Below are 15,427 nucleotides of genomic sequence, written 5' to 3'. Positions count from 1 at the left end.
GTTACAGAATTCTGGCGAAAGCCGCCGCCGATCCGCGCGCGGGTCTGCCGGCAGCGGCGGCCGACGACGCGGCCTGCGGCGCCGCGCCGGACAAGGCGCAGAGTAACGCCGCCGTGCCCGTCAACGCCCCTGCGGCAATGCTGTAGAAAACCAGCTTTGCGTCGCGGCGGGTCTGCACCAGCCCGGCCTTGCGCAGTACCGCCAGTTGTTGTGACAGGCCGGGCTGGCCAATGCCGGTCATTATTTCCAGTTCGCCCACCGACTTCTCGCCGCTTTCGAGCAAGGCCCGCATCAGCTTCAGTCGCACGTCATGGGCGAGCGCCTTGAGAACGTCGATAACCGCATCAGGCTCACTGTCGGTGAACCGCTTCACCGGACCTCCTCATCCGCATGCGCGGGGCGAACGCGGTGGAACCAGCAGGAATCGTCCGCCGCCGCCAGCGCTTCGGCCTGATCCTGGCAGGGCGGCAGCAGAACGGCGTCACCGGGGCGCCAGCCTTCGGGTGTCACCACATCGTCGCTGTCGACCCGCTGAAGGGCCGCAACGACACGTAAAAGCTCCTCCACCGATCGGCCGATTGTCGCGGGATAGCACAACTTGGCGCGAATAATGCCGTCGGGGTCGATAAAGAAGGTCGCGCGCAGGGTTGCCGCATCGGGCGCGTTTTCCGCCAACATCCCGTAAGCCCGACCGATCACCATCGACGGGTCCTCGACGATCGGGAAGCCGACGGTCACACCGAAATGACGATGGATCGCCCGCACCCAGGCAAGGTGGGAATAAAGGCTGTCGACCGAAATCGCGACCAGCGCGCAATCGAGCGCCTCGAACCGGGCGGCGGCGCGCGACAGGGCGACGAATTCGCTGGTGCACACCGGCGTGAAATCGGCCGGATGCGAAAACAGCAGCACCCAGCGCCCCCGATAGTCGGACAGGCTCATCTCACCCATGGTGGTACGCGCCCGAAAATTGGGCGCGGCATCGCCGATCTGCACCGGTGAGCCCCCCCCATTATCGGAGACGAATTTCACGTCGGAATCCAAACGCCCTCCTCCCCAGGCCATGCAGTCTTGAACCGCATCTTTTACACGATTACATCATCCGGGTAAACGATTATGCCGCGGCGCAGGCAATCAGCGTCCGCGGCTGGAAGATGGGGATTAACGTGAAGGGTCATTCGGAAAAGCCGTCGAACGCGCTGGCCGCGCATGACTGGGCGGGCGACGCCGGCGTCCGGTGGCTGGCCCAGCTCGACCGCTTCGAGAGCATGATCGAGCCGATCGGCAACGCCCTGCTCGCCCAGGCCGGCTATGCGCCGGGCGAGACGGTGATCGATGTCGGCTGCGGCGGCGGGCGGACAACGCAGCAAATCGCCACGGCGGTCGGGAACGGCGGCCGCGTCCTCGGCCTCGACATATCGACCGATCTGGTGGCCGCCGCCGGTGACCGGGCAAGGCGCGCCGGCCACACCAACATCCGCTTCGAACAAGGTGACGCAGCGACGGCGATGCCGGGCGGCGCTCCGTTTGACCGGCTGTTCTCCCGCTTCGGGTTGATGTTCTTCCCCCACCCCTACCCCGCCTTCGCCAATTTGCGACGGATGTTGCGGCCGGGCGGGCGGCTTGACATCGCGGTCTGGGCGCCGGTCGCCGACAACCCGTGGCGGCGTGAGGTCGTACAGGTCATAAGCAGCCACATCGCCCTGCCGCCGCCCCAGCCGCGTTCGCCCGGTCCATTCGCCCTGGGCGAACAAAGCTACGCGACAGACCTGCTGCAAAGCGCCGGCTTCCGCGCGATCCGGTTCAACGCCTGGACCGGCGGCCAGTCGATCGGCGGCCCGGGCAGCAGCCCTGAAAGCGCCGCCGATTTTGTGTTGAGCGCCATGCAGATCGGCGACCTCGTTCAGGCGCAGGGCGCGGAAATCCGGGCGGCCATCCGCGCCGACCTCGTCGCCATGTTCGAACGCCACCACACCGATGGCGGCGTTCGAATGGACGCGAAGGCCTGGCTGATCGGCGCACTGGCGTGATACCATCGCCGATCGCGTGATGAACGACGAATTTTTTCACCGCCCCCACTGGCAGACCGCGCCGGTGATCCGATATTTGCGGGGCTTCACCCTTGTATCGGGATGATTGTTGATGTCGCGTATCTTCCTTCTGGCCGCTGCTCTTGCCGTGTCTGGCCTGCCCGCCACGGCCCACGCCGAAAAGCTGAGCGGCTATGCCGTACAGACCAGCGGCGACTACACGACGCGCGGCGGCAATGAGATTTATGGCAAAGTGGCAGTCGGCGGCAACATCACCGCCAACGCCGATCGGTTCGGCACCCATCTGACCGCCGCCGACAACGGCTCGCCGGGCGTGGTCGTGCTGGGCGACATCAACTACGCCAACAGCCAGCTGCTGCACGGCGACGTCGTCTATGGCGGCAGCAACCTCAGCCCGCTCTACCACCCGATCGCCACGCCCAACGGCGCAACCTATCAGGCGACCCCGCTCGTCTTCGACGCAATGAGCACGGCTGCCGCCACCGTTTCGGCGCTGTTCGGCGGAATGAACACGACCGGTTCGTACAGCGACCTGTGGGGCGTCGGCACACTGACCGCGACCGCGCCGGGCCTGAACATCTTCCAGCTGGACGCCGGGCAGTTCGACAGCCTCCACCAGCTCAATCTCGTCGGCGCCCCCGGTGCTGTCGCCGTCATCAACATCTTCGGCTCGGTGTCGGACCACCTCACCTTCAACATCGGCAATTTCACCCCGGATTCGGTGTTGTTCAACTTCGTCGATGCGACGCGAGTCCAGTCTAACGGCATTGCCTGGCAGGGGGCGATTCTCGCACCGAACGCGCTGGTCTCGCTGGAAGGCGGCTCGGTGCTCGGCAGCGTGGTGAGCAAGCATTTCGACGCCGCAGGCGCCACGGTGCGGGGTGACAGCTTCGCCTATATACCGACCACGACGGCGGTACCGGAACCGGCGAGCTGGGCGATGCTGATCCTCGGCTTCGGGGCAATCGGGCTTCTCGCCCGCCGCCGTCGCTACCGCGGCCGACCCGCGGTCAACTGACCCCGGCGGCTAGGCCGCGCTAGCCGCGTGTAACGCCCGATCCAGGTCGTCGATCAGGTCGTCTTCCGCCTCCAATCCCACGGAAAGGCGCAGCAGCCCGTCGGTGATCCCGGCGACGGCCCGCGCATCTTCACCCATATCGGCATGGGTCATCGTCACCGGGTGTGCGACAAGGCTTTCGACGCCCCCGAGCGATTCCGCCAGAATGAACATGTCTAGCGCCGTAACGAAGCGGCGCACCGCCGCCAGCCCGCCAGCCAGTTCGAAACTGAGCATCGCGCCAAAACCACGCTGTTGCCGGGCGGCGACGGCATGGCCGGGGTGGCTGTCCAGCCCCGGATAGTGGACACGGCTCACCGCCGGGTGCGCTTCCAGCCGCTGTGCGATCGCCATCGCGTTGCGCTGCTGCCCGTCGAGCCGTGCGAACAGCGTTCGCAATCCGCGCAATGTCAGCCAGGCGTCGAATGGCGCGCCGACACTGCCGACCACCGTCGCCCAGTGACGCAGGGCCTCCACCTCGGCCGGATCGGCGGCGATCACCGCGCCACCGACCACGTCGGAATGGCCGTTCAGATATTTGGTGGTCGAATGGATCACATAATCCGCCCCCAGCGCGATCGGGCATTGCAGCGCCGGTGAGAGAAAGGTGTTGTCCACCGCAACGCGCGTGCCCACCCGCCTCGCCTCGGCGCTGATCGCGGCGATATCCACCACCCGCATCAACGGGTTGCTCGGGCTCTCGACGAAGACGAGCGTCGGGTGGTCGGCCAATGCCCCGGCCAGCGCGGCCGGATCGCCCTGGTCGACGAAACGCAGAGCAAACTGCCCACGCTCGGCCCGCGCCTTCAGCAACCGCATCGTCCCGCCATAGCAGTCGTGCGGCGCCAGCACGGTATCGGCGGGGCCAAGCCGTCCGATCAGCAGGTCGAGCGCGGCCATGCCGCTTGCGGTAACGACGGCGCCGGCACCGCCCTCCAGCTTCGCCAGCGCTTCGGCCAGCACGTCGCGGGTCGGGTTGCCCGACCGGGTATAGTCGTATCGGCCCGGCGTCTCGAAGCCGGAAAAGGCATAGGTGCTGGTCAAATAGAGCGGCGGCGCGACGGCGGCGAAGGCGGGGTCCGTCGCGACGCCGTGCACCGCCGCGATCGTCTCCGGCCGACGATTGGTCTCGTCACGCTTGCTCATTGAAATACCGTCCTTTCGCCGTCCTGGCCATTGCCCGCTCGTAATCCGGCGCCCGCCACGGGTCCATCTATTCCCGTCGGTTAGCCAAGCAGGGCGGCGCGAAGAGCCGGAATCCGGCGCGGCTAGAACAGCGCCCGCGCCCGTGCCATGCGCTCGATCGCCTGATCCAGCGTCTCGTCATTCTTGGCGAAGCAGAGGCGCACGACGGAAACGACCGGGTCGGCATGGTAGAAAGCAGAGAGCGGAATGGCCGCCACCCCCGCTTCGCGAACCAGCCGGTCGCAAAATGCGGTGTCGTCCAGCGCGATGCCGGACGCGGCCAGATCGACCGACAGAAAATAGGTGCCGACGCTCGGCTGGGTCCGCCAGCCCGCCGCCTCCAGCCCCTGTGTCAACCGGTCGCGAGAGCGAGCGAGGTCGGCGCGCATCGTCGTGAAGTATCGTTCGTCCTTGCCAAGGCCGTGGGCGATGCCCGCCTGCAGGTTGGGCGGGGTGGTAAAGGTCAAAAACTGATGCGCCTTAGCGACGACGCGGGTCAGGCCCGGCGCGGCGCACATCCAGCCGACCTTCCAGCCGGTCAGCGCGAAGATCTTGCCGCCGGAGCCGATCTTGACCGTGCGGTCGCGCATGCCGGGCAACGCCATTGCGGTCAGGTGCGGGCGGCCGTCGAACACGACATGTTCCCATACCTCGTCGGCAATCAGCACCGCGTCGTGGCGGACCACTCGCTCGGCGAGCAGCGCGAGGTCGGCGGCGGCGAACATCGTCGCGGTCGGGTTAAGCGGGTTGTTGAGGATGGCGACGCGGGTCTTGGGGCTGAACGCCGCGTCGAGCGCCTCCGCCGTCAGCCGCCAGTCCGGCGGCGCCAGCCGCACGAAGCGCGGGACGCCGCCGGCGCGCAGCACCAGCGGCAGATAGGCGTCATAGGCCGGTTCGATCAGCACCACTTCGTCGCCGGGCGTGACCAGCGCGAAGATGGCGGCGGCGATCGCTTCGGTCGCGCCGGAGGTGACGGTGACTTCGTCCGCCCAGCTGAGGTCCAGTCCCTGATGCCGGGCATAATGATCGGCGACCGCCTGGCGCAGCACCGGCAGGCCGGCCATCGGCGGATACTGGTTCGACTGGGTGAACAGCGCCCGCGACGCGGCATCGACGACATCGCCGGGGCCGGTGGAGTCCGGAAAGCCCTGCCCCAGGTTGATCGCGCCCAGTTCGCGGGCAAGACCCGACATCGTTTCGAAGATCGTCGTCGGCATTGCGGCGTAGAGCGGGTTCATGGCGCCTGTCATGCCAGAACGGACCGAAAAATCCACTAACGCCGCGCATGGACCGGCGGACGGCGTTGTTGCATAGGTTAACGGTGCCTTATCACCCCCCCGAATCTCCTACAGCCGCGAAGCAGGCGATCATCGCTGTAGGACGGGCGTTCGACGCGCGCGGCTGGGCGCCGGCGACCAGCGGCAATTATTCGGTGCGGCTGGCGGACGGGCGGATCGCCGTTACCGTGTCCGGCGCGCACAAGGGGCGGCTGGACGAGGACGACGTGATGCTGCTGGCAGCGGACGGCACCGCGCTGGAGGCGAAGCGGCCGTCGGCGGAAACCGCGCTGCACCTGGCGCTGTACGCCCATTCACCGGCGATCGGCGCGGTGCTGCACAGCCATTCGAGCGCCGCCGTCGGGCTGAGCCGGGCGCGGCGCGATGCCGACCATGTCACCCTTGCCGGGCACGAGATGCTGAAGGCGCTGCCCGGCGTCACCACCCACGCCCATGCGATCGCGATCCCGATCGTCGCCAACAGCCAGGACATGGCGGAGATCGACGCGGCGCTGGGCGGGCGGATCGACGCCGCGCCAGCCTATCTGATCCGCGACCACGGCCTCTACGCCTGGGGCGGCGACATTGCCGAGGCGGAACGGGTGACAGAGGCGATCGAGTGGATGATCGCCGCCGAGCTGGCCGAACTGACCTTTGCCGGAGCCGCGCGATGAGCCGCCTGACCGTCTATGCCGAAACCGACCCGGCGACCGCGCTGATCGACACCCGCGACGGCGCGCGGATAACCGACGCGCTGGCGGATATCGGCGTCGCCTTCGCCCGCTGGCCGGCCGAAGCGGTGCTGGCCGACGATGCCGACGACGCGGCGGTGCTCGCCGCCTACGCCCCGGAAATCGAACGGCTGCGCGCCGCCAACGGCTATCAGGCGGTCGACGTCATCCGCCTCGCCCCCGGCCACCCGGACCGCGCGGCATTGCGCACCAAATTTCTCGACGAGCATACCCATGGCGAGGACGAGGTGCGCTTCTTCGTCGAGGGCGAAGGGCTGTTCAGCCTGCGCGCCGCCGGCCGCGTCCACGCGGTGCTGTGCGAGGCGGGCGACCTGATCGCGGTGCCCGCCGGCATCCGCCACTGGTTCGACATGGGGCCGGAGCCGCATTTCACCGCGATCCGCCTGTTCACCAGCCCCGAAGGCTGGGTCGCCAGCTTCACCGGCGACCCGATCGCCGCCCGCTTCCCCCGCCACGAACCGGCGTGATGCCGATCCGCGCGATCCTGACCGATATCGAGGGGACGACGAGCAGCATCGCCTTCGTCGCCGAGACGCTGTTCCCCTATGCCCGCGCCCGGATCGACAGCTTCATCGCCGCCCACCCGGCGGAGACCGCAGCGGTGCTGGACGGCATCGACGCCGAAACGCTGAAGCGGTGGATCGACGAGGACCGCAAGGAACCGGCGCTGAAAACGTTGCAGGGGATGATCTGGGCGGAAGGCTATCGCAGCGGCGAACTGGTCGGCCATGTCTATCCCGACGCGGCCGAGGCGCTGCGCCGCTGGCACGCCGCCGGGATGGTGCTGGCGGTATTCTCGTCCGGGTCGGTGGCGGCGCAGAAGCTGATTTTCGGTCATAGCAGCGCCGGCGATCTGAGCCCGCTATTCTCCGGCTGGTTCGACCTGTCGACCGGGCCGAAGCGCGAGGCGGCATCCTATAGGGCGATCGCCGCCGCGCTGGGTTTTGCGCCGGCCGAGATCCTGTTCCTGTCCGACATCGCGGCGGAGACGGACGCCGCCGCCGCCGCCGGTTTCGCCACCCGGCTGATCGACCGGGAGGCCGGCGACAGCTTCGCCGATATCGCACCGTGAAGCTGGACGGCGTCCCGCACCGATCGATCGCGCGCACCGCCGACGGCGCCGGCGTCCGCATCCTCGACCAGCGGCGGCTGCCGTGGGAGGTGGTGTGGGTCGAGCTGCGCTCCGCCGAGGCGTGCGCCACCGCGATAAGCGAGATGTGGACACGGGGCGCGCCGCTGCTGGCGATGACCGGCGCCTATGGTCTGGCGATGGCGCTGGCCGAGGACGGGGCCGATGCGGCGCTGGAGCGCGCCCATGCGGTGTTGCTCGCCACCCGGCCGACCGCGATCAACCTGCGCTGGGCGCTCGACCGGGTGCGCGAGCATGTGCTGCCGCTGCCGCCGGAAACGCGCGGGGCCGCCGCCTTCGCCCGCGCCGATGCGCTGTGCGACGAGGACGTCGCGCTCAACCGGGCGATCGGCGCGCATGGGCTGGCGCTGTTCCGCGACCTGCATGCCAAGAACCCCGGCCGGCCGCTCAATATCCTGACCCATTGCAACGCCGGCTGGCTGGCGACCGTCGATTACGGCACCGCGCTGGCGCCGATCTATCTGGCCCATGACGAAGGCCTGCCGGTCCATGTCTGGGTCGACGAGACGCGGCCGCGCAATCAGGGCGCGCTGACCGCGTTCGAACTGGCCAGCCACGGCGTGCCGCATCAGCTGATTGCCGACAATGCCGGCGGCCTGCTGATGCAGCGGGGCGAAGTCGATCTGGTGATCGTCGGCACCGACCGGGTGACCGCCAATGGCGACGTGTGCAACAAGATCGGCACCTATCTGAAAGCGCTGGCCGCGCACGACAATGGCGTGCCGTTCTACGTCGCCCTGCCCTATACGACGATCGACCGGACGATTGAGTCGGGCGATCAGGTGCCGATCGAGGAGCGCGCGGCGGACGAGGTGACGTGGCTGACCGGGCCGGACGCCGCCGGTACCCTGCGCCATGTGCGGGTGACTGCATCGCCGGCACACAACCCGGCCTTCGACATCGCCCCGGCGCGGCTGGTGACGGGGTATATCACCGAGCGCGGGGTGCTGGAGCGGCCGTAGGGGCGCGTGCCCATCAAGGTGCGACAGACCTTGCCTTTTCCGCCACCTGCGATCTGGACAGGGCCGGGGCAAGCTGCGACACACGAGGCATGAAAGACACTGACACGCCAGCCTATTTGTCTGGCTTTGCAGGCGATCACGAGAGTGAGGCGGTGGCCGGCGCCCTGCCCGTCGGCCGCAATTCTCCGCAGAGGCCCGCCTTTGGCCTTTATGCCGAACAACTGTCCGGCACGGCCTTTACGGTGGCGCGCGCCGACAACCGGCGGAGCTGGCTCTACCGGATGCGGCCGAGCGCGGAACATCCGCCCTATCGGCGGTACGACGGCGCGGCGCAGTTTGCCGCCGGGGCGGCGGACGGGCCGATCGCGCCCAACCGGCTGCGCTGGGACCCGGTGCCGCTGCCCGATCCGCCGACCGACCTGATCGACGGGATGGTGACGATGCTCACCAACCGCGAGCCGGCGACGCTGGAGGGGGTGGCGGTGCATGTCTACGCCGCCAACCGCGACATGGAGGCGCGCGCCTTTGTCGACGCGGACGGCGAATTGCTGTTCATTCCGCAGCACGGCCGGCTGCTGCTGCTGACCGAGATGGGGCGGATGCTAGTGGCGCCGGGCGAAGTGGCGCTGGTGCCACGCGGCGTACGGTTCCGCGCGCTTCTGCCCGATGGCGAAGCGCGCGGTTATGTCGCCGAGAACCACGGCGCGCCGTTCCGCCTGCCGGAGCTGGGGCCGCTGGGGTCGAACGGGCTGGCGGCGGCGCGCGATTTCCTGAGCCCGGTCGCGTGGTTCGAGGACCGTGACGAGCCGTTCGAGCTGGTCCAAAAATACATGGGCGCGCTGTGGGTGACGACGCTCGACCATTCGCCGCTCGACGTTGTCGCCTGGCACGGCAACCTCGCGCCGTGCAAATATGATCTGGCGCGGTTCAACACGATGGGCACGGTCAGTTTCGACCACCCCGATCCGTCGATCTTCACCGTGCTCACCTCCCCCAGCCAGACGCCGGGGCGGGCCAATGCCGATTTCGTGATCTTCCCGCCGCGCTGGATGGTGGCGGAGGATACGTTCCGCCCGCCATGGTTCCACCGCAACGTGATGAGCGAGGCGATGGGGCTGATTCACGGCGCCTATGACGCGAAGGCGGGCGGCTTTGCCCCCGGTGCGCTGTCGCTGCACAACATGATGGCGGGGCACGGCCCGGACGCGGCAAGTTGGAAGGCGGCGAGCGAGACGACGCTGGCGCCGCACAAGATCGACGGCACGATGGCGTTCATGGTTGAAAGTTGCTGGCCCTACCGGCCGACGCCGCACGCCATGGCCTGCCCCGAACGGCAGGCGGATTACGATGCGGTGTGGGGCGGTTTTCCAAAGGCGAGGTTGCGATGAAGCTTGCAAGTTTGAAGGGCGGCCGCGACGGGCGGCTGATCGTCGTTTCCAGCGACCTCGCCTGGTACGCCGAGGCGGAGAATATAGTGCCGACGTTGCAGGCGGCGCTGGACGATTGGGACCGGTACGCGCCGCTGCTCCGCAACCTGTCGACCGACCTGGAACATGGCAGCATTCCGCGCGAACGCTTCCACGAGCGCGAGGCGGCGGCGCCGTTGCCCCGCGCCTACCAGTGGGCGGACGGGTCCGCCTACGTCAACCATGTCGCCCTTGTCCGGCAGGCGCGCGGGGCGGAGGTGCCGGAGAGCTTCTGGAGCGATCCGCTGATGTATCAGGGCGGGTCCGACGATTTTCTGGGGCCGCGCGACGCGATCCCGCTCGCCGACGAGGCATGGGGTTGCGACCTGGAGGCGGAGGTGGTCGTCGTCACCGGCGATGTCGCACAAGGCAGCGGGCGCGACGATGCGCTGGGCGCCGTCCGGCTGATCGGGCTGACCAACGACGTGTCGCTGCGCAATCTGATCCCGGCCGAACTGGCCAAGGGGTTCGGTTTCTTCCAGTCCAAGCCGGCGAGCACCTTTTCCCCGGTGTTCGTGACGCCGGACGCGCTGGGCGACTGGTGGCGGGACGGCAAGTTGCACCGCCCGTTGATCGTCGAGCTGAACGGCGCGCCGCTCGGCCGGGCCGACGCCGGGATCGACATGACCTTCGATTTCGGTACGCTGATCGCCCATGCGGCGAAGACCCGCAACCTGCGCGCCGGCACGATCATCGGTTCCGGCACCGTGTCCAACCGCGGCGCCGACGGCGGGCCGGGCAAGCCGATCAGCGAAGGCGGCGTCGGCTATAGCTGCCTGGCGGAGGTGCGGACGGTGGAGACCATCCTGTCCGGCAAGCCGGTGACGCCGTTCCTGCGCCACGGCGACACGGTGCGGATCTGGATGGAGGACGAGCGCCACCGGCCGGTGTTCGGCACGATCGAGCAGACGGTGGCGGCGGCGGGATGATGATCCGGCCGGCGATGGCCGGGGACGAAGACCGTATCTGGGCGATCATCGAGCCGGTGCTGCGTGCCGGCGAAACCTATGCCCTGCCCCACGACTGGAGCCGGGACGAGGCGCTGGCCTTCTGGCTGGGCGCGCCGCACAGCGCCTATATCGCCGGCGACGGCGGGCGGATGGTCGGCACCTATTACCTGCAACCCAACCAGCGGGGCGGCGGCGATCATGTCGCCAATTGCGGCTATATCGTCGCTGGCGATGCGATAGGGCGCGGCGTGGCGCGGGCGATGTGCCTGCATTCGCTGGACGAGGCGCGGGCGAAAGGATTCCGCGCGATGCAGTTCAACAGCGTCGTCGCCAGCAACAGCCGCGCCGTCGCGCTGTGGCAGGCGCTGGGCTTCGCGACGGTCGGCACCGTGCCCGGCGCGTTCCGTCACCCGGCACTGGGCGATGTCGATGCGCTGGTGATGCACCGAACGCTTTGATCCGGCGCGGTTCGGCGCTATCGGGCGCGTAGAATTTTCCGGGACAAACCAATGCCGACCAGCCAGCACCCCACCGTCCTCGTCACCGGCGGGGCGGGCTATATCGGCAGTCACGCGGTGCTGGCGCTAAGGGACGCCGGCTGGCCGGTGGTGGTCATCGACAACCTGACCACCGGTTTTCGCTGGGCGGTGCCGGAGGGGGTGCCGTTCGTCGAGGGCGATGTCGCCGATGACGCGGTCGTCCGCCCGCTGATCGCTGCGTATGGCATCGGCGCGATCCTGCATTTCGCCGGGTCGATCGTCGTGCCGGAATCGGTGGTCGACCCGCTCAAATATTACCGCAACAACACTGTCGCCAGCCGCGCGCTGCTTGAAAGCGCGGTGGCGGGCGGGGTCAGGCATTTCATCTTCTCGTCGACCGCCGCGACCTATGGCGCGCCGGAGAGCAGACCGGTCGACGAGACCGCGCCGCAGCGCCCGATCAACCCCTATGGCATGTCGAAGCTGATGACCGAGGCGATGTTGGCCGATACCGCCGCCGCCCACCCGATCAACTATGCTGCGCTGCGCTATTTCAACGTCGCCGGCGCCGACCCGCAGGCGCGCGCCGGCCAGTCGACGGCGGGCGCGACCCACCTGATCAAGATCGCGGTCGAGGCGGCGCTTGGCCTGCGCGACCATGTTTCGGTGTTCGGTACCGATTATGCGACGCCGGACGGCACCGGGGTGCGCGACTATATCCATGTCAGCGACCTGGCCGCCGCCCATGTCGCGGCGCTGGAGGCGCTGATCGCGGCGCCGGACGACAATATCCTCGTCAATTGCGGCTATGGCCGGGGCTATTCCGTGCTGGAAGTGCTGGACGCGGTCGACCGGGTCGCCGGCGTTACCCTTGACCGCCGGATCGGCCCGCGCCGCGCCGGTGACGGGGCGATGCTGGTCGCGGACAACCGCGCGATCCTTGCCCGCCTGCCCTGGCGGCCACGCCATGACGATCTGGACAGCATTGTTCGCCACGCGCTGGCGTGGGAACGGGCGCTGATGGAGCGGCGCGGCTAGGGCATGCGCGGCGGATTGCTTCGCGACGCTACCGCTGGCGGCAAGCGGATCAGCGTTTCAGTTCGCGGGCGATCGCGCGGCGGGTGGCGGCGCCGTAGGGCGGCTTGAACCCGGCGAGCTTTGCAACGTCGAGGCGCGGCTGGCGGTAGACCGCCTTGGCGTGGCTGAACGTGCGGAACCCGTCGATGCCGTGATAGCTGCCCATGCCGGACGGGCCGATGCCGCCGAACGGCAGATCCTCCATCGCGGTATGGAAGATCACGTCATTCAGCGTCACACCGCCGGAGATCGTCCGGTCGAGCACCGTCTGCTGCTCGCCCGCGTCCTCGCCGAAATAATAGAGGCCGAGCGGGCGCGGCCGGGCGTTCACCTCCGCAATCGCGTCGTCGATCGCGCGGTAGCGGCGGATCGGCAGGACGGGGCCGAAAATCTCCTGCTGCATCACCGTCATCTCGTCGGTGGCGCCGCGGATGATGTGGAGCGGCATCCGCGTGCCGTTCGACCCGGCGAAGTCCTTCCCCGCCGGGTTGATGACCTCTACCGTCGCCCCCTTTTCGCGGGCGTCGGCGACCCAGTTGTTCAGCCGGTCGAAATGGCGGCTGTTGACCACCGCCGTATAATCCGGGTTGGCGCGCATCGTCGGGTAGAGGCGTGCCGCCGCGGCGGCGAGGCCGGCGACGACGGCGTCCTCCCCCTCCTCCGGCACCAGCAGGTAATCGGGGGCGAGGCAAATCTGGCCGGCGTTCAGCAGCTTGCCCATCGCGATGCGTTCCGCCGCGCGGGCGATGTCGGCGGAGCGGCCGATGATCGCCGGCGACTTGCCGCCCAGTTCCAGCGTCACCGGCGTCAGATTGTCGGCGGCGGCATGGAGGATGTGACGGCCGATCCCCGTCGCGCCGGTGAACAGCAGATGGTCGAACGGCAAGGCGGCGAAGGCCTGCCCCGCTTCCGGCCCGCCGCCGAACACCGTCAGTTCGTCCTCCGCGAAATAGCGCGGCACCGCCTGTTCGAGCAGCGCGGTGGTCGCCGGAACATATTCCGACATTTTGAGCATCGCCCGGTTGCCGGCGGCGAACGCCCCGGCGAGCGGCGCGAAGGCAAGCTGGATCGGGAAATTCCACGGCGCGATGATGCCGACGACACCCTTCGGCTGCCAGGCGACCCACGCCCGCGCGCCGAGCAGGCCGAGCGGAAAGTCGAGCCGCCGCCGTTCCGGCCGCGCCCAGCGCGCGGCATGGCGGGCGGCGTGCTTCAGCGCGCGGATCGCGCCGAGCACGTCGGTCAGCAACGTCTGTTCGCGGCTGCGGTGGCCGAAATCGTCGGACAGCGCCACCGCGATCGGCTCCGCCTGATCGACGAGCAACGCCACCGCGCGCTGCAACCGGTCGCGGCGCACCGCGACCGGTACCGGCAATTCCGCCATGATGGCCGCGCGCTGCGCCGCCAGCACCGCCGCCATCCGATCGGCCATCACCGTGTCCCCCTCCGGTTCGTTTCGCATCGCCTTATCCGCTGAAGATCAACCATTGTCGAACGGGAATGAAGGCCCTACTCCGGCGCCCGTCCATCCTGATGCGGAGCGCGCCTTGGCCGAGACATTCCATACCGTCATCCTGTTCGGCGCCACCGGCGACCTGGCGCACCGCATGTTGTTTCCGTCGCTTTACAACCTGTTCGCCGACCGGCTGCTGCCCGACGATATCGCGATCATCGCGTCCGGGCGCAGCGAGATGACCGATGCGGCGTTCCGCGCCGACATCGCCAAGAGCCTGCCCGGCTTTCTGGGCGAAGGCCGCCACGACGCGGAAACCGCCGACGCGTTTCTGGCGCGCATCCGCTATTGCCCGGTCAGCGTCGGCAAGGCGGCGGATTTCACCCGGCTGGCCGATATGGTCGGCCCGGCGCGCGACAAGGGGGTGGCGGTTTACCTGTCGACGCCGCCGTCGCTGTTCGCCCCGGTCGCCAAGGGGCTGGGCGAGGCCGGGCTGGCCGGCGCCCATGTCCGCATCGCGATGGAAAAGCCGATCGGCCAGGACCTGGCATCGTCGCGCGCCGTCAACGACGGGGTGAACGCGGTGTTCGCCGAAGACCAGGTGTTCCGCGTCGACCATTATCTTGGCAAGGAAACGGTGCAGAACCTGCTGGTCCTGCGGTTCGGCAACATGCTGTTCGAGCCGCTGTGGAACGCCGGCGCGATCGAGCATGTCCAGATTACCGTCGCCGAGACCGTCGGGCTGGAAGGCCGGGTGTCCTATTACGACGGCGTCGGCGCGCTGAAGGACATGGTGCAGAACCATATGCTGCAATTGCTGGCGCTGGTCGCGATGGAGCCGCCGGCGTCGATGAGTCCGGCGTCGGTGCGCGACGAAAAGGTGAAGATTCTGCGCTCTTTGCGAGCGATGGATGCCGCCGATGCCCAGCGCCACAGCGTGCGCGGCCAGTATGACGCCGGCGCCGTCGGCGGCCAGCCGGTCAAGGGCTATGCCGAAGAGCTGGGCCAGGACTCCGCCACCGAAACCTTCGTCGCGGTCAAGGCGTTCATCGACAACTGGCGGTGGAAGAACGTGCCCTTCTATCTGCGCACCGGCAAGCGGATGCCGGAGCGCCGGTCCGAAATCCTCGTCCAGTTCCGGCCGGTGCCGCATTCGATCTTTTCCGGCAACGGCAAGCCGGCAGCGTTGCGGCCGAACACGATGATCATCAGCATCCAGCCGGAGGAAAACATCCGCCTGCTGGTGATGGCGAAGCAGCCGGGGCTGGACCGCGACGGCATCGAGCTGCGCGAGGTCGCGCTCGACGTGTCGCTGTCGACCAGCGCCGCCGGGCAGCGCCGCCGCATCGCCTACGAACGGCTGCTGCTCGACCTGCTGGAAGGCGACCCGACGCTGTTCGTCCGCCGCGACGAGGTGGAAGCGGCGTGGACGTGGATCGATTCGATCCATGCCGCCTGGGCCGGGGCGCAGGTGGAGACACGGCACTATACCGCCGGCACATGGGGGCCGAGCGCGGCGATCGCGCTGATCGAGCGCGATGGAGCCAGTTGGCATGACTGACGTTGAC

General features: G+C 68.5%; 16 protein-coding genes. 11 read left to right on the top strand and 5 right to left on the bottom strand.

The features are described from left to right. Window position 1: 1 nt before the first annotated feature. Both ACMT1E_RS05280 and ACMT1E_RS05275 read right to left on the bottom strand, forming a co-directional pair. Window positions 2–373, bottom strand: coding sequence for an ArsR/SmtB family transcription factor (locus ACMT1E_RS05280; RefSeq protein ID WP_414902640.1), 372 nt, complete (start codon window positions 371–373; stop codon window positions 2–4). After that, on the bottom strand, window positions 370–951 hold the full coding sequence (locus tag ACMT1E_RS05275) for a peroxiredoxin (RefSeq protein WP_414903282.1): 582 nt from the start codon (window positions 949–951) through the stop codon (window positions 370–372). The genes ACMT1E_RS05280 and ACMT1E_RS05275 overlap by 4 nt, the downstream gene beginning before the upstream one ends. A gap of 215 nt (window positions 952–1,166) precedes the next feature. Between ACMT1E_RS05275 and ACMT1E_RS05270 the strand changes: the two genes are divergently transcribed. Further along, window positions 1,167–2,030, top strand: coding sequence for a class I SAM-dependent methyltransferase (locus tag ACMT1E_RS05270; protein WP_414902639.1), 864 nt, complete (start codon window positions 1,167–1,169; stop codon window positions 2,028–2,030). 112 nt (window positions 2,031–2,142) lie between these two features. Then, window positions 2,143–3,069: a choice-of-anchor A family protein gene (locus ACMT1E_RS05265; RefSeq protein WP_414902638.1), complete on the top strand. Its 927-nt coding sequence runs from the start codon at window positions 2,143–2,145 to the stop codon at window positions 3,067–3,069. 9 nt (window positions 3,070–3,078) lie between these two features. On the opposite strand, the gene metB is transcribed toward ACMT1E_RS05265, so the two are convergent. Both metB and ACMT1E_RS05255 read right to left on the bottom strand, forming a co-directional pair. Further along, window positions 3,079–4,254 carry a cystathionine gamma-synthase gene (gene metB, locus ACMT1E_RS05260; protein ID WP_414902637.1) on the bottom strand — a complete coding sequence of 392 codons (1,176 nt, stop codon included), beginning with the start codon at window positions 4,252–4,254 and terminating at the stop codon, window positions 3,079–3,081. Between the two features lie 122 nt (window positions 4,255–4,376). Next, window positions 4,377–5,531: an aminotransferase gene (locus tag ACMT1E_RS05255; protein ID WP_414902636.1), complete on the bottom strand. Its 1,155-nt coding sequence runs from the start codon at window positions 5,529–5,531 to the stop codon at window positions 4,377–4,379. A gap of 83 nt (window positions 5,532–5,614) precedes the next feature. On the opposite strand from ACMT1E_RS05255, the gene mtnB reads away from it, so the two are divergent. The 8 genes from mtnB to galE all read left to right on the top strand — a co-directional run bounded on the left by mtnB (window position 5,615) and on the right by galE (window position 12,367). Beyond that, complete coding sequence (gene mtnB / locus ACMT1E_RS05250; RefSeq protein ID WP_414902635.1) at window positions 5,615–6,244, top strand: methylthioribulose 1-phosphate dehydratase; 630 nt, start codon at window positions 5,615–5,617, stop codon at window positions 6,242–6,244. Then, window positions 6,241–6,789 (top strand): 1,2-dihydroxy-3-keto-5-methylthiopentene dioxygenase, encoded by a 549-nt coding sequence (locus ACMT1E_RS05245; RefSeq protein WP_414902634.1) that lies wholly within the window; start codon window positions 6,241–6,243, stop codon window positions 6,787–6,789. The genes mtnB and ACMT1E_RS05245 overlap by 4 nt, the downstream gene beginning before the upstream one ends. After that, the gene (gene mtnC / locus ACMT1E_RS05240) at window positions 6,789–7,394 is read left to right on the top strand and encodes an acireductone synthase (protein ID WP_414903280.1); all 606 of its coding nucleotides are present in this window, start codon (window positions 6,789–6,791) and stop codon (window positions 7,392–7,394) included. Before ACMT1E_RS05245 ends, mtnC begins: the two co-directional genes overlap by 1 nt. Then, complete coding sequence (mtnA, locus tag ACMT1E_RS05235; protein WP_414902633.1) at window positions 7,391–8,434, top strand: S-methyl-5-thioribose-1-phosphate isomerase; 1,044 nt, start codon at window positions 7,391–7,393, stop codon at window positions 8,432–8,434. Before mtnC ends, mtnA begins: the two co-directional genes overlap by 4 nt. A gap of 89 nt (window positions 8,435–8,523) precedes the next feature. After that, window positions 8,524–9,822, top strand: coding sequence for a homogentisate 1,2-dioxygenase (gene hmgA, locus ACMT1E_RS05230; protein WP_414902632.1), 1,299 nt, complete (start codon window positions 8,524–8,526; stop codon window positions 9,820–9,822). After that, complete coding sequence (locus tag ACMT1E_RS05225) at window positions 9,819–10,829, top strand: fumarylacetoacetate hydrolase family protein (RefSeq protein ID WP_414902631.1); 1,011 nt, start codon at window positions 9,819–9,821, stop codon at window positions 10,827–10,829. Before hmgA ends, ACMT1E_RS05225 begins: the two co-directional genes overlap by 4 nt. Next, window positions 10,826–11,308: an N-acetyltransferase family protein gene (locus tag ACMT1E_RS05220; RefSeq protein WP_414902630.1), complete on the top strand. Its 483-nt coding sequence runs from the start codon at window positions 10,826–10,828 to the stop codon at window positions 11,306–11,308. The genes ACMT1E_RS05225 and ACMT1E_RS05220 overlap by 4 nt, the downstream gene beginning before the upstream one ends. A gap of 51 nt (window positions 11,309–11,359) precedes the next feature. Further along, the gene (galE, locus tag ACMT1E_RS05215; RefSeq protein ID WP_414902629.1) at window positions 11,360–12,367 is read left to right on the top strand and encodes a UDP-glucose 4-epimerase GalE; all 1,008 of its coding nucleotides are present in this window, start codon (window positions 11,360–11,362) and stop codon (window positions 12,365–12,367) included. Between the two features lie 49 nt (window positions 12,368–12,416). Here galE and ACMT1E_RS05210 read toward each other — a convergent pair whose 3' ends face one another. Beyond that, window positions 12,417–13,868, bottom strand: coding sequence for a coniferyl aldehyde dehydrogenase (locus ACMT1E_RS05210; RefSeq protein WP_414902628.1), 1,452 nt, complete (start codon window positions 13,866–13,868; stop codon window positions 12,417–12,419). Between the two features lie 85 nt (window positions 13,869–13,953). On the opposite strand from ACMT1E_RS05210, the gene zwf reads away from it, so the two are divergent. Then, a complete protein-coding gene (zwf, locus tag ACMT1E_RS05205) occupies window positions 13,954–15,420 on the top strand; it encodes a glucose-6-phosphate dehydrogenase (protein ID WP_414902627.1) in 1,467 nt (488 codons plus the stop codon). The last annotated feature ends 7 nt before the right edge of the window (window positions 15,421–15,427 follow it).

The sequence above is a fragment of the Sphingomonas flavalba genome (genome assembly GCF_047553045.1).
In the GTDB taxonomy this organism is placed as follows: Bacteria; Pseudomonadota; Alphaproteobacteria; order Sphingomonadales; family Sphingomonadaceae; genus Sphingomonas_L; species Sphingomonas_L flavalba_A.
This window is presented reverse-complemented; position numbering and strand designations above follow the sequence as displayed.

Coding starts and splice junctions, on each gene's coding strand:
- ACMT1E_RS05210 (WP_414902628.1), bottom strand. CDS start 13,868: ATGCGAAACGAACCGGAGGGGGACACGGTGATGGCCGATCGGATGGCG.
- ACMT1E_RS05220 (WP_414902630.1), top strand. CDS start 10,826: ATGATGATCCGGCCGGCGATGGCCGGGGACGAAGACCGTATCTGGGCG.
- ACMT1E_RS05245 (WP_414902634.1), top strand. CDS start 6,241: ATGAGCCGCCTGACCGTCTATGCCGAAACCGACCCGGCGACCGCGCTG.
- mtnC (WP_414903280.1), top strand. CDS start 6,789: ATGCCGATCCGCGCGATCCTGACCGATATCGAGGGGACGACGAGCAGC.
- galE (WP_414902629.1), top strand. CDS start 11,360: ATGCCGACCAGCCAGCACCCCACCGTCCTCGTCACCGGCGGGGCGGGC.
- ACMT1E_RS05255 (WP_414902636.1), bottom strand. CDS start 5,531: ATGAACCCGCTCTACGCCGCAATGCCGACGACGATCTTCGAAACGATG.
- hmgA (WP_414902632.1), top strand. CDS start 8,524: ATGAAAGACACTGACACGCCAGCCTATTTGTCTGGCTTTGCAGGCGAT.
- ACMT1E_RS05265 (WP_414902638.1), top strand. CDS start 2,143: ATGTCGCGTATCTTCCTTCTGGCCGCTGCTCTTGCCGTGTCTGGCCTG.
- ACMT1E_RS05275 (WP_414903282.1), bottom strand. CDS start 951: ATGGGTGAGATGAGCCTGTCCGACTATCGGGGGCGCTGGGTGCTGCTG.
- ACMT1E_RS05225 (WP_414902631.1), top strand. CDS start 9,819: ATGAAGCTTGCAAGTTTGAAGGGCGGCCGCGACGGGCGGCTGATCGTC.
- metB (WP_414902637.1), bottom strand. CDS start 4,254: ATGAGCAAGCGTGACGAGACCAATCGTCGGCCGGAGACGATCGCGGCG.